Annotated in this window: 18 protein-coding genes; 4 read left to right on the top strand and 14 right to left on the bottom strand. The window is 71.8% G+C overall.

The window, feature by feature from the left end:
- Positions 1-14: 14 nt before the first annotated feature.
- Complete coding sequence (locus ACWCP2_RS12435; protein WP_450908537.1) at positions 15-1,001, top strand: LLM class flavin-dependent oxidoreductase; 987 nt, start codon at positions 15-17, stop codon at positions 999-1,001.
- A 56-nt stretch (positions 1,002-1,057) separates the two neighbouring features.
- On the opposite strand, the gene ACWCP2_RS12430 is transcribed toward ACWCP2_RS12435, so the two are convergent.
- The 4 genes from ACWCP2_RS12430 to ACWCP2_RS12415 form a co-directional block, all read right to left on the bottom strand.
- A complete protein-coding gene (locus ACWCP2_RS12430; RefSeq protein ID WP_450908536.1) occupies positions 1,058-2,491 on the bottom strand; it encodes a sugar porter family MFS transporter in 1,434 nt (477 codons plus the stop codon).
- A gap of 158 nt (positions 2,492-2,649) precedes the next feature.
- Positions 2,650-6,600 (bottom strand): AAA family ATPase, encoded by a 3,951-nt coding sequence (locus ACWCP2_RS12425; protein WP_450908535.1) that lies wholly within the window; start codon positions 6,598-6,600, stop codon positions 2,650-2,652.
- A 240-nt stretch (positions 6,601-6,840) separates the two neighbouring features.
- The gene (locus tag ACWCP2_RS12420; protein ID WP_030227372.1) at positions 6,841-7,056 is read right to left on the bottom strand and encodes a hypothetical protein; all 216 of its coding nucleotides are present in this window, start codon (positions 7,054-7,056) and stop codon (positions 6,841-6,843) included.
- Positions 7,057-7,421: 365 nt separating this feature from the next.
- Complete coding sequence (locus ACWCP2_RS12415) at positions 7,422-7,703, bottom strand: acylphosphatase (protein WP_450908534.1); 282 nt, start codon at positions 7,701-7,703, stop codon at positions 7,422-7,424.
- 146 nt (positions 7,704-7,849) lie between these two features.
- Here ACWCP2_RS12415 and ACWCP2_RS12410 point away from each other — a divergent pair, with 146 nt between their 5' ends.
- Positions 7,850-8,734 (top strand): CAP domain-containing protein, encoded by an 885-nt coding sequence (locus tag ACWCP2_RS12410; protein ID WP_450908533.1) that lies wholly within the window; start codon positions 7,850-7,852, stop codon positions 8,732-8,734.
- A gap of 104 nt (positions 8,735-8,838) precedes the next feature.
- On the opposite strand, the gene ACWCP2_RS12405 is transcribed toward ACWCP2_RS12410, so the two are convergent.
- Complete coding sequence (locus ACWCP2_RS12405) at positions 8,839-9,444, bottom strand: flavodoxin family protein (RefSeq protein ID WP_450908532.1); 606 nt, start codon at positions 9,442-9,444, stop codon at positions 8,839-8,841.
- A gap of 139 nt (positions 9,445-9,583) precedes the next feature.
- Here ACWCP2_RS12405 and ACWCP2_RS12400 point away from each other — a divergent pair, with 139 nt between their 5' ends.
- On the top strand, positions 9,584-10,024 hold the full coding sequence (locus tag ACWCP2_RS12400) for a winged helix-turn-helix transcriptional regulator (protein ID WP_450908531.1): 441 nt from the start codon (positions 9,584-9,586) through the stop codon (positions 10,022-10,024).
- Here the strand turns inward: ACWCP2_RS12400 and mutM are convergent.
- From mutM to ACWCP2_RS12355, 9 genes are all read right to left on the bottom strand, one after another.
- On the bottom strand, positions 9,979-10,848 hold the full coding sequence (gene mutM, locus ACWCP2_RS12395) for a bifunctional DNA-formamidopyrimidine glycosylase/DNA-(apurinic or apyrimidinic site) lyase (protein WP_450908530.1): 870 nt from the start codon (positions 10,846-10,848) through the stop codon (positions 9,979-9,981). The genes ACWCP2_RS12400 and mutM overlap by 46 nt on opposite strands.
- 153 nt (positions 10,849-11,001) lie before the next feature.
- Positions 11,002-11,823, bottom strand: coding sequence for a ribonuclease III (gene rnc, locus ACWCP2_RS12390; RefSeq protein WP_450908529.1), 822 nt, complete (start codon positions 11,821-11,823; stop codon positions 11,002-11,004).
- A gap of 19 nt (positions 11,824-11,842) precedes the next feature.
- Positions 11,843-12,016, bottom strand: coding sequence for a 50S ribosomal protein L32 (gene rpmF, locus ACWCP2_RS12385; RefSeq protein ID WP_003965982.1), 174 nt, complete (start codon positions 12,014-12,016; stop codon positions 11,843-11,845).
- 2 nt (positions 12,017-12,018) lie between these two features.
- Positions 12,019-12,666, bottom strand: a complete 648-nt coding sequence (locus ACWCP2_RS12380) for a YceD family protein (protein ID WP_266882269.1) — start codon at positions 12,664-12,666, stop codon at positions 12,019-12,021.
- 165 nt (positions 12,667-12,831) lie between these two features.
- Complete coding sequence (locus ACWCP2_RS12375) at positions 12,832-13,872, bottom strand: cell division initiation protein (RefSeq protein ID WP_450908528.1); 1,041 nt, start codon at positions 13,870-13,872, stop codon at positions 12,832-12,834.
- Positions 13,873-13,990: 118 nt separating this feature from the next.
- On the bottom strand, positions 13,991-14,470 hold the full coding sequence (gene coaD, locus ACWCP2_RS12370; RefSeq protein ID WP_243337845.1) for a pantetheine-phosphate adenylyltransferase: 480 nt from the start codon (positions 14,468-14,470) through the stop codon (positions 13,991-13,993).
- A 29-nt stretch (positions 14,471-14,499) separates the two neighbouring features.
- Positions 14,500-15,108 (bottom strand): 16S rRNA (guanine(966)-N(2))-methyltransferase RsmD, encoded by a 609-nt coding sequence (rsmD, locus tag ACWCP2_RS12365; RefSeq protein WP_450908669.1) that lies wholly within the window; start codon positions 15,106-15,108, stop codon positions 14,500-14,502.
- 43 nt (positions 15,109-15,151) lie between these two features.
- Positions 15,152-17,386 carry an ATP-dependent DNA helicase RecG gene (gene recG, locus ACWCP2_RS12360; RefSeq protein WP_450908527.1) on the bottom strand — a complete coding sequence of 745 codons (2,235 nt, stop codon included), beginning with the start codon at positions 17,384-17,386 and terminating at the stop codon, positions 15,152-15,154.
- A gap of 26 nt (positions 17,387-17,412) precedes the next feature.
- Complete coding sequence (locus tag ACWCP2_RS12355; RefSeq protein ID WP_450908526.1) at positions 17,413-19,056, bottom strand: DAK2 domain-containing protein; 1,644 nt, start codon at positions 19,054-19,056, stop codon at positions 17,413-17,415.
- Positions 19,057-19,299: 243 nt separating this feature from the next.
- Between ACWCP2_RS12355 and rpmB the strand changes: the two genes are divergently transcribed.
- On the top strand, positions 19,300-19,485 hold the full coding sequence (rpmB, locus tag ACWCP2_RS12350; RefSeq protein ID WP_073911113.1) for a 50S ribosomal protein L28: 186 nt from the start codon (positions 19,300-19,302) through the stop codon (positions 19,483-19,485).
- The last annotated feature ends 172 nt before the right edge of the window (positions 19,486-19,657 follow it).

The following is a 19,657-nucleotide window of genomic DNA, read 5'->3' as shown; positions in this document are numbered from 1 at the left end:
AGGGGGACCTCTCCATGCCCATCACCGTGGCCCGGTTCAACCTCATCGATCCGAACGGCACCCCGGAAACCCTCTCCGCCCGCTACAAGGCCGCGCTGGAGATGGCGAAGTATGCGGACGACCGCGGGATCGACACCATCCAGACCGAGGAGCACCACGGCACCGACAACAACTGGCTGCCCTCCCCCTTCGCCTTCGCGGGCGCGGTCTTCGGCGCCACCCGCCGGATCGCGGTCACCGTCTCGGCGATCATCGGCCCGCTGTACGACCCGCTGAAGGTCGCCGAGGACATCGCGGTGCTCGACCTGCTCAGCGGCGGCCGCCTCGTCACGGTGGCCGGCATCGGCTACCGCCCCGAGGAGTACGAGCAGCACGGCGTGGAGTGGGGCCGGCGCGGCAAGCTCCAGGACGAGTTGCTGGAGACCCTGCTGAAGGCGTGGACCGGCGAGCCGTTCGCATTCCGCGGCCGGACCGTACGGGTCACCCCGCGGCCCTTCACCCAGCCGCACCCGCTGCTCCTGGTCGGCGGCAGCTCCGAGGCGGCGGCCCGCCGGGCGGCCCGCCTGGGCCTGCCGTTCTTCCCGAGCGCGCACCTGCCCGAGCTGGAGGCGTACTACAACGCGAAGCTCGCGGAGTACGGCACGGAGGGCTTCTGCATGATGCCGGCGGCCGAGACCCCGCTGCTGCACATCGCCGAGGACCCGGACCGGGCGTGGGACCAGTACGGCGAGCGGTTCCTGCACGAGGCCGGGATGTACGCCTCCTGGCAGTCCAAGGACATCCGCAGCGCCGTACGGTCGGGCGCGCACACGGTGGCCGAGCTGCGCGCCGAGGGCGTGTACCGCATCCTCACCCCGGACGAGGCGGTCGCGTACGCCCGCGGCGCCGGCGAGGCGGGGAACCTGGTGCTGCACCCGCTGTGCGGCGGGATGCCCGTGGACGAGGGCTGGCGGAGCCTGCAGCTCCTGTGCGAACAGGTGCTGCCCCGCCTCAAGGACTGAGACGGGGCAGTACGCGTCGCGGGACGAGGGTGGAGCGGGGCTGGCGGCCGGGCCGGTCAGCCCATCTCCTCCAGCGACTTGCCCTTGGTCTCCGGCACCCACTTGAGGATGAACGGGATCGAGAGCACGGCGAAGACCGCGTAGATGACGTACGCCCCGGACAGGTTCCAGTCCGACAGGGTCGGGAACGAGACGGTGATGACCCAGTTGGCGATCCACTGGGCGGCGGCCGCCACACCGAGGGCCGCGGCGCGGATGCGGCCCGGGAACATCTCGCCGAGCAGGACCCAGACCACCACGCCCCAGGACAGGGCGAAGAAGAGCACGAAGAAGTTGGCCGCGATGAGGGCCACGAGCCCCTGGGTGTGCGGGAGGGCGATGTCGCCGCCGCTGTTGTCCTTGTAGGAGAAGGCCCACGCGGCGAGCGCGAGGGAGATCGCCATGCCCGTGGACCCGATGAGCGCGAGGGGCTTGCGGCCGATGCGGTCCACGAAGACCATCGCGATCACCGTACCGATGATGTTCACGACGGAGGTCTCGAAGGAGTACAGGAACGAGGAGCTCGGGTCGATGCCGACCGACTGCCACAGCGAGGAGCTGTAGTAGAAGATCACGTTGATGCCGACGAGCTGCTGGAAGACGGAGAGGCCGATACCGATCCAGACGATCGGCAGGAAGCCGAAGCGGCCGCCGAGGAGGTCCTTGAAGGAGGACTTCTGCTCCGAATGGATGGCGCGGTCGATCTCCTGGACGCGGGCGTCGGCGTCGATGCCCTCGCCCTCGACCTCGCGCAGGACCGTCTTGGCCTTCTCCATGCGGCCGACCGAGACGAGGAAGCGCGGCGACTCGGGGATGGCGAAGGAGAGCAGCCCGTAGAGGACGGCCGGGACGACCATGACGCCGAGCATCCACTGCCAGGCTTCCAGCCCGCCGATCTCCCCGCGCTGGTCGCCGTCGGCGAGGTTCAGGATCCCCCAGTTGACGAGCTGGGAGATGGCGATGCCGATGACGATGGCGGCCTGCTGGAAGGAGGCGAGCCGGCCGCGGTAGGCGGGCGGGGAGACCTCGGCGATGTAGGCCGGGCCGATGACCGAGGCCATGCCGATGCCGAAGCCGCCGATGACCCGCCAGAGCGCCAGGTCCCAGAGGGCGAAGGGGAGGGCGGAGCCGATGGCGCTGGCCGTGAAGAGGACGGCGGCGATCTGCATGCACCGGATGCGGCCGATCCGGTCGGCGATCCGGCCGGCGGTGGCGGCGCCGAGGGCGCAGCCGATCAGCGCGGCGGCGATCACCTGGGCGAGGGTGCCCGAGCCGACGTCGAAGCGGTCGCGGATGGCCTCGACGGCGCCGTTGATGACGGAGCTGTCGTAGCCGAAGAGGAATCCGCCCATGGCGGCGGCCGCGGTGATGAAGATGACGTGCCCGAGGTGGTCGGGCTGCGATACGTGGCCGCCGCCTGAGGCCTGGGGCGGCGTCGTGCTGCTGCTCAAGGTGCGCTCCTGCGTGCCGGCTGCGGTGACGGGGTGAGGGTGTGATCCCTCCCAGTGGCACACAGGTCAAGATCGGGCACCACCCGGAAGGGCCATCGGAGCGCACGTGCCCCGCATCGGCGCGGTCACACCCGGCCGTTTCCGCCCCGCCCCTTCCGTCAGCGCAGCCGCTGGCTGATGACCTTCGACACCCCGTCGCCCTGCATCGAGACCCCGTAGAGCGCGTCGGCGACCTCCATGGTCCGCTTCTGGTGCGTGATCACGATCAGCTGCGAGCTCTCCTGCAGCTCCTCCATGATCCGGATCAGCCGCTGCAGGTTGGTGTCGTCGAGGGCCGCCTCGACCTCGTCCATCACGTAGAACGGGCTGGGCCGCGCCTTGAAGATGGAGACCAGCAGGGCCACGGCGGTCAGCGAGCGCTCGCCGCCCGAGAGCAGCGACAGCCGCTTGACCTTCTTGCCCGGGGGCCGGGCCTCGACGTCGACGCCCGTGGTGAGCATGTTGTCCGGATCCGTCAGGATCAGCCGGCCCTCGCCGCCGGGGAACAGCCGCGAGAACACCCCCTCGAACTGGCGGGCCGTGTCCCGGTAGGCCTCCGTGAAGACCTGCTCGACCCGCTCGTCGACCTCCTTCACGACCTGGAGGAGGTCGGCCCTGGTCTTGCGCAGGTCCTCCAGCTGCTCACTGAGGAACTTGTGCCGCTCCTCCAGCGCCGCGAACTCCTCCAGCGCCAGCGGGTTGACCTTGCCGAGCTGCTGGTAGGCCCGCTCGGCCGCCTTCAGCCGCTTCTCCTGCCGGGCGCGGACGAAGGGCTCCGGCGCGGCGTCCGGATCCGGGTCCTCCCCGTCCGCGGCCGGGGAGGCCGGCACCGGCTGGTCGGGCCCGTACTCCGCCACGAGCCCCTGCGCCGCCATCCCGAACTCCTCCAGCGCACGGCTCTCGACCTGCTCGATCCGCATGCGCTTCTCGGCGCCGAGCACCTCGCCCCGGTGCACGGAGTCCGTGAGCTTGTCGAGCTCGCCCTTCAGGCCGCGGCCCAGACCCCGGGCCTCGTCGAGCTCGCGCTCCCGCACGCCCTTCGCGTACTCGGCGGACGTGCGCTCCTCCACGGCCCGGCTCAGCGACACCTCAATGTGCGCCAGCAGCTGGCGGGCTCCGTCGGCGACGGCGGCGGCCACCTGCGCCTCGTACCGCAGCCGTTCCCGGCGGCGTTCGGCCCTGGCCCGGGCCTCCCGCTCGGCCCTGGCCCCGCGGTCGAGCGAATCGGCCCGTCCCGCGAGCCCCTTCACCCGCTCCTCGTGGGTCCTGAGCTGCAGCCGGGCCTCCATCTCGGTCTGCCGCGCGTTCGCCCCGTCGGCCGCGAGCCGGTCCCGGCGCGAGGTGTCCGACTCCTCCGCCGCGTCCTCGACGAGGTCGTTCTCCTCGGCAACGGCAAGCCGTTCCGCACACTCCTCCACGTCGGCCAGCGCCTGCTCCAGCGCGTCCTGCGCCGTGGCTGCGGCCGCGGCGGCGCGCTCGGCTTCGCCCAGCGCCCCCTTCGCCTGCCCGGCGAGCCGCCCGAGCTGCTGCGCGACCCCGGCCCGGGCCCGCTCGGCGGCCGCCCGGAGCTCCCCGAGCTCCTCGACCCGGACCCCGGCCGCCACCCGGCGTGCGGCCGCGGCCTCCTTCTCCTGCGCCAGCACCAGGCACCGCCCGTCCAGCCGGGCCAGCTCCGCCGCGGCCTCGTCGACGGCGGCCTGCACCTCGATCAGGCTGGGCACCCCGGCGGAGCCACCGTGCGCGAGGTGCGCTCCGAGCACGTCCCCCTCGGCGGTGACGGCGACCACCTCGGGCCGAGCGGCGACGAGCGCCTCGGCGTCATCGAGCCCCCCAACGACAACGAAGTCCCGCAGCACCCAGGCCACGGCCCGCACCACCTCGACGTCCCCCCGCACGAGCTCGGCAGCGGCGACCGCCCGCTCCACCCCCACCTGCCCGACGGCGCCCGGCACCCGGGCCCCCGCCGGCGGTGCCCCGACGGCACCCGGCACGTTCAGCCCCGCCGACGCCTGCGCCACGGGGCCCGGCACGTTCGGCCCCGCCGGCGTGTGAGGCGCGGGGGCCGGGGCGGAGCCCGGGTTGGGGGAAGGGGCGGGGTGGGGCAAAGCGGCTCCCGGCCCGGCCCCGGTCCCCGGATCCGAGCCCGGCGTCGCGGCGACGGCCCGGGCCTCATCCTGGTGGCCTCGAACCGAGCCCGCCTCGGGCGCCTGCCCCGGAACTCCGGCCCCGGCAGAGGCGGGGGCGGACGCAGAGGCGGAGGCAGAGGCAGGGGCGGAGGCGGAGGCCACCGCCTGGCCGGGGACCGCGGCCCCGCTCACCGGACCGCCGGAGGCCGCCCCCGGCGCGATCAGGAACGCGGCCCTGCCCGCATCACCCTCCCGCAGATACCGGATCGCCCCGGCCGCCGCCGCCGTCGACGTGACGGCCACCGCGTCCGCCGCCGCGCCCAGCGCCGCCGCCACGGCGACCTCGTACCCCGGGGTCACCGCCAGCCGCTGCGCCGCCGGCCCGAGCAGTCCCTCCAGCCGCGCCGCGAGCAGCTCCGCCGTACCGTCCTTGCGGCGCAGCCCCATCGCCAGGGCGTCCCGCCGTGCCGAGACCGCCGCCCGCGACCGCTCCGCCGCCGTCAGCGCGTCCCGGGCCTCACCGAGTCCGGCCTCCGCCGCCGCCAGCTCGGCCCGCGCGGCCTCGTACTCCTCCTGTCCGGACCCCGCGGCCACGCGCTCACCCGCCGCCTCCGGGGACTCCTCCCCGACCTCCCGTGCCAGCGCCTCGTACTCCTCGCGCGCCTCTTCCGCCCGTGCCCGCGCCCCGTCCCGCGCCAGCACCAGCCGGTCGATCTCCGCCTGGGCCGCGCCCGCCCTGGAGCGGGCCGCGCCGAGCCGGCCCGTCAGCCGGGCCAGCGCCTCGCGCCGGTCGGCGATGGCCCGCGCCACGTCCCGTAGCCGCCGTTCCTCGTCGGCCAGCGAGCGCTCCAGCTCGGCCCGGTGGGCGACGGTGTCCTCCAGCGCCCGCGCGGCCGCCTCCTGCGCGGCCGTCAGTTCCGCCTCCTGCTCGCGGATCCGCGCGGCCTCCTTCTCCATGTCCTCCGGGTCCCGGCCGCGGCGCTCCTCCTCGGCCGGCGCCGAAGCCGAGGTGACCCGGGCGTCCGCCAGGGACACCGTCCCGCGCACGCGTTCGGCGAGCTGGGACAGTTCGTACCAGTTCTGCTGCGCCCGCTGGAGCCGCGGCGCGAGTTCCCGTACGGCCTCCTCCAGTTCGGATTCCCGCCGCACGGCCGCCGCGAGCTGCGCCTCGGCCGCCTCCTTGCGTTCCTTCAGCGCCGCCTCGTCCGCGACCTCCGCGTCGAGCGCGCCCTTGAGCGTGACGAGGTCGTCGGCGAGCAGCCGCAGCCGGGCGTCCCGCAGGTCCGCCTGGATCACGGCCGCCCGCCGGGCCACGGCCGCCTGCCGCCCCAGGGGCTTCAGCTGCCGCTGGAGTTCGTTGCCCAGGTCCTGCACGCGCGCGAGGTTGGCCTGCATCGCGTCCAGCTTCCGCAGCGCCTTCTCCTTGCGCTTGCGGTGCTTGAGCACCCCGGCGGCCTCCTCGATGAAGGCACGGCGGCCCATCGGATCGGCGTGCAGGACGGAGTCCAGCTGGCCCTGTCCGACGATGACGTGCATCTCGCGGCCGATGCCGGAGTCGGAGAGCAGTTCCTGGATGTCGAGGAGGCGGCAGGTGTCACCGTTGATCTGGTACTCGCTGCTGCCGCCGCGGAACATGATCCGCGTGATGGTGACCTCGGCGTACTCGATGGGCAGCGCGCCGTCGGAGTTGTCGATGGTGAGCGAGACCTCGGCGCGGCCGAGCGGCGGGCGGCCGGTCGTGCCGGCGAAGATGACGTCTTCCATCTTCCCGCCGCGCAGGGACTTGGCCCCTTGTTCTCCCATGACCCAGGAGAGCGCGTCCACCACATTGGACTTGCCGGAGCCGTTGGGGCCCACGACACAGGTGATGCCCGGCTCGAAGCGCAGGGTGGTCGCGGAAGCGAAGGATTTGAAGCCACGCAGGGTCAGGGACTTGAGGTGCACGCCGCCGGACTCTACCTTTCGCGTGCGGTTTCGCCCATGAAGGTGCAGGGCAGATCAGACGCTAAAGGTAGGAGCCCCCCACCTGGCGCAACGCCGCTCGGCGGCCTTGTCCGAGGTGGGATCCGAGGTGGGAATGGCGGAGGAAGTCGGAGAGAGGGAAGTCCGGAAAGAAAGAAGGGACGCCGAAGCGTCCCTTGCAGATCAAGCGGTTCCGTAGATCGAGCGACGAGGGAGCGCGGATCAGGTGAGCGCAGGCTCCGCCTGGGGTACGTCGAGGTCGATGCTGTCGAGCAACGAGTCTCCGTGCTGTGCGGCGGCCGCGTTCAGAGCGTCGTTTTCGGACTGGATTCGTCCGAGCTCGGACTCGAGGTCCTGGACGCGCTGCTGAAGCCGTCGCATCTCGGCGAGGAGTCGCGGGTCGGAACCGCCGACGTAACCGAGAAGCGCCTTTGCCATGATGGATGGTCCTCCACACTGAGTGACCGACCGAAGCGGTGTGGGTCGTGAGGGAATCGCACCCGCGAGGTCCGGCAGCGACTGTCAGTCACTGCATCGATCTTTGGCTGACACTGTGTACTGCCAGCACTGCCAAACAGCTCAGGTGCGCGGGGCTTCCAGCGTCTCACCAAAAAGTTTGACGGTCAACACGATCACGCCCCGTATCGGCGGGCATCCCGGCCCCTGCAAGGGGTGTGGAGATCATCCTCGTCTCCGAGCCTTCCACGGATCCGTCACGGCGGCAACGCGTCGGCGACGAATGCGCAGTTCCGACCGCATGCGGACCATCCGGCGATGTGTTCAGTACATGATCAGTCGATCGCTCACCGGATCGCGAAACCGTCGTAACCGCCGCGCGGTGTGCTCCAGATCTCCGTCACCCCGTCCACATTCCCGGGCGTGTCGGCGCCGTGCAGCCATTCCAGGAGCCGGTGGCAATTCTCACGTTGACCTTCGGCCACCACCTGTACTCGCCCGTCGTCCAGGTTGAGCGCGAAGCCGATCAGTCCGCCGATCTCCATGGCGTTGGCCCTGGTGAACCAGCGGAAGCCCACTCCCTGTACACGGCCGCGCACCCAGGCGGTCATCCGCACCTCTTCATTCATGCCTGAACGCTAACCGGGCAAACACATTCGGGTCACCTCGCCCCCTCCCGCCATGGCGTACAGTCGCGCAGCAATGAGCTCACCCATTTGGGTGAGTAAAGGTTGATCTTGAACCGCCGATCCGATCCCCAGGAAGGTGAGCCGCCATGGGACGCCACCGACTCCACGCCGCACCGCGCCCCGGCGCCAAGCGCCGCGCCGCCCTGCGAGGCGGTCTGCTCGGCGTATCCGTGGCCGCGGTCCTCGGTACGGCGGCCGTCACCACGGGCTTCGTCCCGGTCGGCTCCTCCTTCCCCTACGTAGGGGTCACGGCCGCGGGCTCCGACGCGAAGACCACGAACGCCGGGGCGCGGACCCCGGCCTCGCCGAGCCCCCGGAGCGCGCTGGAGCAGCAGGGCGGCCTTGCCAACCTCTCCGGCCGGGCCCCCTCGGGAGCGGGCACCCCGCCCGTCTCCCCCACCCCCTCGGCCTCGCCCACCCCGTCGGCCTCCCCTTCCCCTTCCCCGTCCCCCTCCACGGCGCCGGCGAAGACCCCGAAGGCGAGCCCGACCCCGGTCCCGCTGAAGGCGAAGCCCGCCGCACCGAAGCCCGCCGCACCGAAGACCTCCGCGCCCAAGCCCGCCGTCCCCCCGGCCCCGCCCGCCTCGGCCGGTCATTCCGCCGAGGAGAGCGCCGTACTCGCCCTGGTGAACCAGGAGCGCGCACAGGTCGACTGCGTCGCCGTCCGGGCGAACCCGCCGCTGGCGGCGCTGGCCGGGGCCTTCAGCAAGGACATGGCGGTCCGGGGCTTCTTCGACCACACCGACCCCGACGGCAACACCCCGTGGGACCGCGCCACCAAGGCCGGCATATCGGGGATGGGCGGCGAGAACATCGCCCGCGGCCAGGGTGACGCCCAGGCCGTGATGAAGGCCTGGATGAACAGCCCGGGCCACAAGGCCAACATCCTCAACTGCGAGTTCCGCACCCTGGGCGTCGGCATGTACGACGCCGCCGGCGGGCCCTGGTGGACCCAGGACTTCGGCTTCTAGCAGCAGAAAGCAATCGGGCGGGGGCCCGGTCACGCGCGGCGGATGTCGCCGCGCCCGACCGGGCCCCCGCCCGTTTTCACGTCGGACGGTCAACCCGCCGGGTGTCAGACCCCGGCCAGCGCGGCGCGGCCCGCGAGCAGGACACGGGTCTGCTCGGTGACGCGGGCACCGAGGTGCTCGGCGGTGGCGATGTCGGCCTTGTGGACGAACTCCGGACCCTGGTCACCGTTGGACTGGGCGGCGGCGCCGTCGAAGAAGCCGAGGCGGTTGATGTCGTTCTCGGAACCGGTGCTGGAGTTCCAGCCCGGCTTCAGACCCAGGTTGACCCAGCTCATCCCGTGCTGCGAGGCCAGCGTCTGGAAGTAGTCCAGGGTGTTGCCCTTGTCGCCGGACTTGGAGCCGGAGTTGGTGAAGCCCGCGGCGACCTTGTCCTGCCAGCCGGCCTGGAACCAGATCTTCGAGGTGGCCTCGGCGAAGACGTGGAAGGCGCCGGAAGCGGTGCCCATGTAGGTCGGAGCGCCGAAGACGATCGCGTCGGACGCGGTCAGGAGCTCCCACTGCGCGTCGTCGATCTCGTCGACCTTGATCAGGTGCACGGTGGCACCGGCGTCGATGGCGCCGGCCTTGACGGCCTCGGCGATCACGGCGGTGTGGCCGTAGCCGGAGTGGTAGGCGATCGAGACGACGGGGGTGTACGTGGTTCCGGACAAGACGGTCTCCCTCGGAAAACACCGTGGGGTACACGGCGTTGTGCGGCTGAGCGGCGTGTTGTAACGAGACAGAGGTAACCACTAACTTTTCGAAAGCGCAACCTGGATGGCTGGCGCTGCGCAGTAGTAGGCTGAAACCATGCAGACTCCAGGGTGTGGCGAGACCGAGGGTGACGGCGTGCCCGAACAGGCCTCCGAAGCTTTCGACGTGTTCGCTCGCGCGTGCCCGTCCCGGGAAACGCTGGAACACGTCACGGGTCGCTGGGGCAGCCTCACGGTCGGTGCCCTGTCCAAGGGGCCGTGCCGGTTCAACGAGCTGCGCCGCCGCGTGGACGGCATAAGCGAGAAGATGCTCTCCCAGACCCTGCACGCGCTGGAGCGCGACGGCATCGTCAACCGGGAGGCGCAGCCGACCAACCCGCCCCGGGTCGACTACGAGCTGACCCCGTTCGGCGTATCGGTCGCGGAGCGCGTGGACGCGCTCATCGGGCTGCTGGAGGGCAGCATGCCCGTGGTGCTCTCCGCCAGGTCCGCCTACGACGCCACGCGCGAGGGCCGCTGGCAGCGCGGGCAGAAGTAGCTCGACCGGTTCATCCACGGCCGGCGCCGCATCGGAGTGCCGCAGCGCCGGCAGGGCTCGTCCTCGCGCCCGTAGGCGTCGAGCGAACGGTCGAAGTAGCCGGACTCGCCGTTGACGTTGACGTAGAGGCTGTCGAAGCTGGTGCCGCCGACGGCGAGCGCCTCGTTCATGACGTCCCGGACGTGGCCGAGGAGCTCGGTGCTCCGGGGGCGCGTGAGCGTGGCCGTGGGGCGCTCGTAGTGCAGCTTGGCGCGCCAGAGCGATTCGTCGGCGTAGATGTTGCCGACCCCGCTGATCAGCGACTGGTCGAGCAGTGCCCGCTTCACGGTGGTCCGCTTGGCGCGCAGCGCGAGGTGGTAGGCCGCCTCGTCGAAGAGCGGGTCGAGGGGGTCGCGCGCGATGTGCGCGATGACGTCGGGGAGCCCCTCCGCGCTGTCGGGAACGACGGGGTGCAGTGACAGTCCGCCGAAGGTCCGCTGGTCGACGAAGCGCAGCTCCGTCCCGGCGTCGTCGCCGAACCGCACCCGGATGCGCAGGTGCTTCTCGTCCGGGGCGCCTTCGGGCTGCACGAGGAGCTGCCCGCTCATCCCGAGGTGCCCGAGCACGGAGTGCTCCCGGTCCTCCAGCGGCAGCCACAGGTACTTGCCGCGCCGCCTGGGGACCCCGATGGTCTCCCCCGTGAGCCGCGCCGCGAAATCGGCGCCGCCGCCCGCGTGCCGGCGTACGGCGCGCGGGTGCAGGACCTCGACGGCCGTGACGGTCCGCCCGGCCACCCAGCGTTCCAGCCCGCGCCGCACCACTTCGACTTCGGGCAGCTCGGGCACGGGGGTCCTCCGGAGGGAGTGCGGATCGGGACGCTGCGGCCGAGCCTACCGGGCTCGCCGGGCCCGCCCCCGCGGGGGCCTTTCCCGCGAACGGGTCCGCCCCGCCGCCTGCCGGAGCAGGTGACGGGGCGGGGGAAATCCCGGAAGAACGGGTCAGGCGTCCGGCGCCGGGTCGGCGGGAGTCGGCGTCCCGTCGCCCTCGGCCGGAGCGGCCGTGGTCCCGGCGGCCGACGCGCTCCGCTCGCCTGCCGCGGTACTGATACCGCGCCACGCGGACTCGGCCGCCTGCTGTTCCGCTTCCTTCTTGCTGCGCCCGACACCGGTGCCGTAGGAGACGCCACCGACGCGCGCGGCGGCGGTGAAGGTCTTCTCGTGGTCCGGGCCGGTCTCGGTGACCAGGTATTCGGGCACCCCGAGACCTTCGGCGGCCGTGAGCTCCTGGAGACTGGTCTTCCAGTCCAGGCCGGCACCGAGGTTCGAGGACCTGTCGATGAGCGGGTCGAAGAGCCGGTGAACCAGCTCCGAGGCCGCGTCGAGACCCTGGTCGAGGTAGACCGCGCCGATCACCGCTTCAAGGGTGTCGGCGAGGATGGAGGCCTTGTCCCGGCCACCCGTGCCCTCTTCGCCCCGGCCGAGCCGGATGAAGGAGCCGAGTTCGAGCCCGCGGCTGACTTCGGCAAGTGCACGCGAGTTGACTACCGCGGCCCGCAGTTTGGCCAGTTGGCCTTCCGGCAGGTCGGGGTGGGTCGTGTACAGCGTGTCCGTGACCACCAGGCCCAGCACGGAGTCCCCGAGGAACTCCAGGCGTTCGTTGGTGGGCAGACCGCCGTTCTCGTACGCGTACGAGCGGTGGGTCAGCGCACGCACCAGAAGGGCGGACTCGAGTCGATACCCGAGCCGCCCTTCCAGAAGCACGTGGGACGAGGCCGCGTTCTTACTGTCTGCCTGCTTCTCAGCGTTGGACAGCTCAGACATTGCGCCTCTCACCAGCCGCTCAGACCTCGAGGACCTGGCGCTTGTTGTAGGTGCCGCAGCTCGGGCACGCAATGTGCTGGAGCTTCGGCTCCTGGCAACGCTCACACGAAACCAGGGTGGGGACCGCAGCCTTCCACTGCGACCGGCGGTGGCGCGTGTTGCTGCGCGACATCTTCCGCTTCGGAACAGCCACGGCTACTTCTCCTGCTTCTCGGCGGCGCCCTGAACTCCGTCGGAGGCAGTGCCGCTCATATTGTCCTTCTCGACGCCCTGATCGGTGACGAGTCCCTGCAGTGCCGCCCAACGGATGTCGACGGCGTCATGATGGTGGTCCGGGTCGTCGTTCAGGCTGAGCCCGCAATCGGGGCACAGTCCGAGACAATCCTCCCGGCACACCGGCTGCAGCGGCAGTGCGAGCACCACCACATCGCGCAGCACGGATTCGAGGTCGAACAAGCCGTCCTCGAGAAAGAGTGTGTCCTCGTCGTCCTCGGCGTCGTCGGCCGGCTCCGCCTTGGAGCGGATCCGGTCGTCGGCGTCAGGGTACGAGAACATCTCCTGGAACTCCGCCTTGAGCTCACGCTCGACGGCCTCCAGACACCTTACGCATTCCCCGGTCGCCCAGCCACGGACGGTGCCTGTGACAAGCACCCCTTCCATGACCGACTCCAGGCGGAGCTTGAGGTTCAGCTTGTTGCCCTGGGGCACTCCGATGACACCGGCGAGACCGAGGTCCGCCGGCGCCGCGATCTCACGGGACAGCCGCAGCATCGCACCAGGACGCCGACCCAGCTCGTGCGTGTCGAACACGAGAGGGTTGCGGTGGTCGAGGTGGGTGTTCAGGGCTGTTCCGCCTTCACAAGATCAATGGGCACAAAATCACTGGAGACTGCTGAAGATCAAGATTTCCGCCCCTCGGGGGCAGCATGGATCGCGGTGCATACGCGCGACCGAAGAGCCAGGATACCCGCCGCTTCGCTCTGAGCCCAATCCAGGTTCGGGGCGGGCTCAGCGGCCCTGTTCGTACTGGCGCAGCTGGTCCAGATTGATCATGCTCGTGTCGAAGAAGCTGGTCTCGTCGAGCGCCGCCTGCTGGTCCTGTACGGGCTGCGGCTGCTGCTGGTAGCCGCCGTAGGGGTCGGGCTGCTGCTGCTCGTAGGGGACCGCGTAGGGGTCGGGCTGCTGCTGGGCCTGCTGGTAGCCGCCGTACGGGTCCTGGTAGGAGTACGCGTCCTGCTGCTGGACGGGCTGCTGGTAGGCGTACGCGTCGTACGCGGGCTGCGGCTCCGGCTGCGTCTGCGCGGGGATCAGCGGCGCCTGCGGCTCGGCCAGCCCCGCCAGGAAGTCCGCGTCGCTGGAGGAGCGCGCGTTCTGGTGCCCGGCCGCGTCCTGGGCGGCCATGTGCGCGCCGAGGTCGTCGGTGGCCACGCGGCCCAGGAGCTTCTGCCGGCCCCGGCCGACGGCCTCCAGGGTCTTGGAGAGCACCGCTTCGAAGGTGGCCAGCTTGGTGTCCACGTACGCGTCCGCCTGCTGCCGCTGCGTCTCCGGGTCGTGGCTGCGCTCGGGCGCCTCGGCGTCGGGGTAGCCCTGCTCGTCGAGCCCGGCCCCGCGGCCCAGCAGCTTCTCGCGTCCCCGGTCCACCGAGCCGATGGTCTTGGTGAGCACGACCTCGAAGTTCGCGAGCTTGCTGTCGACGTAGTCGTCGGCCTCGGCCTTGACCTCCTCGGCCTCCCGGCGGGCCTCCGCCAGGATCCGGTCCGCCTCGTCCTGGGAGCGCCGCGCGACCTCGGTGTCGGAGATCAGCGAACCGCGCTGGGCGTGCGCCGACTCGATGATCCGGTCGGCCTCGCGGCGGGCCTCCTCGACCAGCTGCTCCCGGCCGCCGATGAGCTCCTGGGCCTGGGCGAGCGAGTTCGGCAGGGCGCCGCGTACCTCTTCGAGGAGGGCGAGCAGCTCGGCGCGGTTGATCACGCACGAGGCCGACATGGGCATGGACCGGGCGCTGCCGACGGCCGCGACGATCTCGTCGAGCTTCTTCTGCACGTCCATGGGTGCTCGCACTCTCTCGGCCCCGGGCGGTTCCCGAGACGGACGGGACGACTGTAAGGCCACCGGCCCGGGAGCCGACACCGGCCGACTCCCGGTCAGGGGGCGCAGGCCGCCGGGGTCAGCGCCGGGGCAGGCGCTCCAGCAGCGCGGCGTGCACGTGCGCGGGGAGCAGGTGGGCGACGTCGCCGCCCCAGGCCGCCACTTCCTTGACCAGGGAGGAGGACAGGAAGCTGTAGGTGGGGTTGGTCGGGACGAAGAGCGTCTCGACGCCCGACAGGCCCATGTTCATCTGGGCCATCTGCAGCTCGTAGTCGAAGTCGCTGACGGCGCGCAGGCCCTTGACGATGGCCGGGATCTCCCGCTGCTTGCAGAAGTCGACGAGGAGTCCGTGGAAGGACTCGACCACGATGTTGCCGTAGCCGGCGGTCGCCTCGCGGATCAGCTCGATCCGCTCCTCGACGGTGAAGAGCCCCTGCTTGGACTGGTTGATCATCACGGCCACGTGGACCACGTCGTAGAGCCGCGAGGCCCTGCCGATGATGTCGAGGTGTCCGTTGGTGATGGGGTCGAACGACCCCGGACAGACGGCGCGGCGCAACTGCATTCCCTCGTTCCCGGGTGCGGGCTTCATGACTCTTCGCTGGTGGAGGCGGCGCGACCGTACCAAAGGGTGCCCTCGCCGTACTTCCTGGAGCGCAGCGGCTCGAAGCCGTCCGGCCACGGGAAGGCCCCGCTGCGGGTCCTGCGCTCCACGGTGACGAGCGCGTCGCCGGTGAGCCAGCCATTGGACCGGAGTGTGAGGAGGATCTCGCAGAGGTGGGCGTGCTCCACCTCGTACGGCGGGTCCAGGAAGACGATGTCGTACGGGTCCCCGTGCGCGGCGCCGGCCACGATCTGCTCGGCCCTGCCGGACCGGAATTCGGCGCCGGGCAGGCCCACCGAGGTGATGTTGTCCTTGATCGCCTTGGCGGCCTTGGCGTCGGGCTCGACGAGCAGTGCGTGGTCCGCGCCGCGGGAGAGCGCCTCCAGGCCGACGGCGCCGGAACCGGCGTAGAGGTCGAGGACGCGGGCCCCCTCCACTCCGTGCAGCGACTCCCAGGTGGAGAAGAGTCCTTCGCGCATCCGGTCCGAGGTCGGGCGGGTGCCGGTGCCGGGCGGTACGGCGAGGCGTCGCCCGCCGGCGCTTCCGGCGATCACGCGGGTCATCTGGGGTCCTTCGGTGAGCGGGCGGAGGATGGTGCGGGCCTCCAACGATAGGTCGTGCCCGTCACCGTGCCCGTCACCCCTTCTCCAGGTACTGCTCCCGCTCGGTGTCCAGCAGGGCGTCCAGGGCGGTCCGCAGGCCGGGCAGCCGCGTGAGCTCGGGGTCGGCGGCGACGACGCGGGTGGCCTCCTCCCGGGCCTGGGTGATGACCTCCTCGTCCTCGATGACGGCGAGCATGCGCAGGCTGGAGCGGACACCGGACTGGGCCTGGCCGAGCACGTCGCCCTCGCGGCGCTGTTCGAGGTCGATGCGGGAGAGCTCGAAGCCGTCCAGGGTGGCGGCGACGGCCGCGAGCCGGGCGCGGGCGGGGCTGGCCTCGTGCATCTCGCTGACCAGCAGGCAGAGCCCGGGGGCGGAGCCGCGGCCGACGCGGCCGCGGAGCTGGTGGAGCTGGGAGACGCCGAAGCGGTCGGCGTCCATGATGACCATGACGGTGGAGTTCGGGACGTTCACGCCGACCTCGATGACGGTGGTGGCGACCAGGACCTTGACCTCGCCCGCGGTGAAGCGGCGCATGACGTCGTCCTTGTCGGCGGGGTCCATCCGCCCGTGCAGCACCTCCACGGACAGCCCGGCGAGGGGGCCCCGGGTGAGCTGCTCGGCGATCTCCAGCACCGCGAGCGGGGGCCGCCTGTCGCCGTCCTCGGCCGCCGCCTTCTTCTTGGCGGCGGCGCCCTTGGCTCCCTTGGCGCCCTTGCCGTTCTCGTCCTCCCCGTCGCCGATGCGCGGGCAGACCACGTACGCCTGGTGGCCGTTCTCCACTTCCTCGCGGACCCGCTCCCAGGCCCGGGCCAGGAAGTGCGGCTTGTCCTTGGCGGGCACCACGTGGGTGGCGATCGGGGAGCGGCCGGCGGGCAGCTGGTCCAGTACGGAGGTCTCCAGATCGCCGAAGACGGTCATGGCGACCGTGCGCGGGATCGGGGTGGCGGTCATGACGAGCAGGTGCGGGGGCTGCTTGCCCTTGGAGCGCAGAGCGTCGCGCTGTTCCACGCCGAAGCGGTGCTGCTCGTCGACGACGACCAGGCCGAGGTCGTGGAACTGGACCTTGTCCTCGATGAGCGCGTGCGTGCCGATCACGAGCCCGGCCTCGCCAGTGATCAGGTCGAGCAGCGCCTGGCGGCGGGCGGGCACCCCCATCGAGCCGGTGAGCAGGACCACTTTGGTCCCGCGGTCGGAGCCGCCGAGCATGCCCCCCTCGGCGAGCTCGCCCATCATCTCGGTGATGGACCGGTGGTGCTGCTGCGCGAGCACCTCGGTGGGGGCGAGCATGGCGGCCTGCCCGCCGGAGTCGACGACGGCGAGCATGGCCCGCAGCGCGACCATCGTCTTCCCCGAGCCGACCTCGCCCTGGAGGAGGCGGTGCATGGGGTGGTCGGTGGCGAGGTCGTCGAAGATCTCCTTCGAGACGGTCCGCTGGCCTTCGGTGAGGGTGAAGGGGAGCTTGGCGTCGAAGGATTCGAGGAGGCCGCCGGGGGTGGGGCGGCGGGGTACGGCCGGGAGCTGGGAGTCGGCGTGCCGGCGGCGGGCCAGGGCGACCTGGAGGACGAAGGCCTCGTCCCACTTCAGGCGCCCGCGGGCGTCCTCGACGTCGGCCTTGGTGGCGGGACGGTGGATCTTCAGCAGGGCCTCGGTGAGCGGGACCAGTCCGCGGTCCTCGCGCAGGGCGGGCGGCAGCGGGTCGACGACCTCCTGGGCGCTGGGGAGCACCGCGTCCACGCACTTGGCGATCTTCCAGGACTCCAGCTTCGCGCAGGCCGGGTAGATCGGGATGAGTTGGCTCGCGAAGGCGGCGGCCGCGTCCCGGTCGGAGGCGTCCGCGCCGAGGGGTTCGTAGGCCGGGTGGGCGAGCTGGAGCTTGTGGTTGAACATGCCGACCTTGCCCGCGAACATGGCGCGGCTGCCGGGCAGGAGTTCCTTGTGCGGCTTGTGGACCCCGGACCCGAAGAAGACGAGCTGGAGCCGCCCGCTGCCGTCGGTGATGGTGACTTCGAGGCGTTTGCCGCCGCCCCGGCTGCCCTGGTACGTGAGCAGCCGCGCGTCGGCCACCTGCGCGACCACTGTGACGTGTTCGTCGATCTGGTCGGCGAGTTCGGCCAGCGAGGTCAGCTCGCCGCGCTCCGCGTACCGCCGGGGGTAGTGGTGGAGCAGGTCCAGGGCCGTGTGCAGGCCGAGCTGCTCGGCCAGCACCTTCGCGGTGGCGGGGCCGAGGGTCTTCTTGAGGTCTTCGTCGAGCGCGGGCACGTGTTCCATTGCACACCATGGCGCCGACAACCCGGCTATTCCACCCCGATGAGCAGCGGCGAGGACCAGCGCCCGCCCTGATAGGTGACGGTGTCGACGGCGAGGTGACCGTGCTGGACGTACGCCTCCAGCCGGCCGGCGAGCTCCTCGGGGGCCTCGGGGCCCAGGACCAGGGTGACCAGTTCGCCGCCCGATCCGAGCATGCGGGCCAGGACGGCCTCGGCGGTCTCGGCCAGGGCGGTGCCGATGACGGCGACGTCGCCGTCGATGAGCCCGAGCACGTCGCCGGCCTGGCAGATGCCGGCCGAGGTGAAGGACTGCCGTTCGGCGACGGCGAGTTCGCCGTAGCGGGTGGCTCCGGCGGCCGCCGTCATGGCGACCACGTCCTCGTCGAAGCTGCCGTCCGGGTCGTGCACGGCGAGGGCGGCCAGGCCCTGGACCTCGGAGCGGGTGGGGATCACCGCGACCCGTACGCCTTCGGCCCGTGCCTGCTGGGCGGCGGCCGCCGCGACCGCGCGCAGTTCGGCGCCGTTGGGGAGGAGGACGACCTCGCGGGCGTGGGCCTCGCGGATGGCGTCGGCGAGTTCGGCGACGGCCGGCGGTTCCCCGGCCCGGGCGAGCACGGTGGTGGCGCCCGCCTCTCCGCACAGTCCGGCCAGTCCCTCGCCCTGGACCACGGCGACGACCGCGCGCTGGGAGCGTTCGCCGCGGGCGCGGCGGCGTTCGTCGCCGAAGTGCGTGATGCGGATGCGGTAGGGCCGCCCGGCGACCACCGCGGCTTCCACGGCCGCGCCGGGGTCGTCGACGTGGACGTGGACGTTCCACAGCCCGTCGCCGCCGACCACCACGAGGGAGTCCCCGAGGGCGTCGAGCCGGGTGCGCAGCCGGTCGACCTCCGGTTCGGGGGCCTCCAGCAGGTAGATCACCTCGTAGGCGGGTCCGCCGTGCTCCTCGGCGCAGGGCTCGGTCGGCCTCGATACGGGCACGGCCCGGCCGCGCACGGGTTCGGGGGCCGGTTCGCGCCCGGACAGCGCCTGCCACAGGGCCCCGAGCACGGCGACCAGCCCGCAGCCCCCTGCGTCGACGACCCCGGCCCGCCCGAGCGCGGCCAGCTGGCCCGGGGTGTCGGCGAGGGCCGTGCGGGCTCCGTCGTAGGCGGCCCTGGCCACCTCGGCGGCGGTCCCGGCGGCCTTGGCGGCGGCTTCCCCGGCCCGGGCGGCGGCGGTGGCGACGGTGAGCATGGTGCCCTCCACCGGGTGCGCGACGGCCCGGTAGGCCTCCTCGGCGGCCCGGGTCAGCGCCTGCGCGAGCAGCCGCGCGGGTTCGCGCCCGGCGGGCTCGTCGCCGAGTACGTCGGCCACTCCGCGCAGCAGCTGCGCGAGGATCGTCCCGGAGTTGCCCCGGGCGCCTATCAGGGCGCCGTGCGCGAAGGCCCGTACGGCCTCGGGGAGGGAGGCCGGGGCTGTGCCGTCCGTCACTGTGGCGAGCAGGTCCGCGAGCTCGCGGTCGGCCGATTCGGCGGTCAGGTAGAGGTTGGTGCCGGTGTCCGCGTCGGCGACGGGATAGACGTTGATCGCGTCGATGTCCTCGCGGGCCCGGCCCAGTGCGGCCAGGGCCAGCGAGCTCCAGGTGCGTACCGCTTCGGCGTTCAGGGGGTACGGCTGAGGCTGGTGCGCCACCGGGCGTTCCTCCTTGTGCGGGCCAGGGTTCACCGCAGGGTAACGAAGGACCGCCGGACCGGCGGGACCCCGGGGCGGGGGCGGCCGGGGACATGGTAGTTTTCTTGGACCGAGGCAGGCGTTGTATGCTGCTCCGGTTGCCCGATGAGAGTCGGGCCATTCCCCCCGGCAAACCAATTCAGATCCCTGATACCGGTGCGCCGGGATTCACTGTAAGTGCATCTGAAGTCTTTGGAGTGACCTGTGGCTGCCAACTGCGACGTTTGCGCCAAGGGGCCGAGCTTCGGCAACAGCATTTCCCACTCGCACCGCCGCACCTCGCGTCGCTGGAACCCGAACATCCAGCGTGTCCGTGCCGTGGTCAATGGGACGCCGAAGCGCCTCAACGCCTGCACCTCGTGCATCAAGGCCGGCAAGGTCTCGCGCTGACGCCTTCCGTCGTAGCGCAGCCCTTTCCGGTTGCTGAGAAGGCCGGTCCACCTGGTGGACCGGCCTCTTGCTTTGCCTGATCAGGAGGATGGTGACGCCGAGCTCGCGGTTGACCCGGCGCAGCAGGGCCAGTACCTCGCCGGTGGTCCGCGGATCGAGGGCGGAGGTCGCC

The organism is Streptomyces sp. NPDC002104, assembly GCF_053593795.1.
The sequence above is the reverse complement of the archived record's forward strand: the minus strand, read 5'-3'. Positions and strand labels throughout refer to the sequence as shown.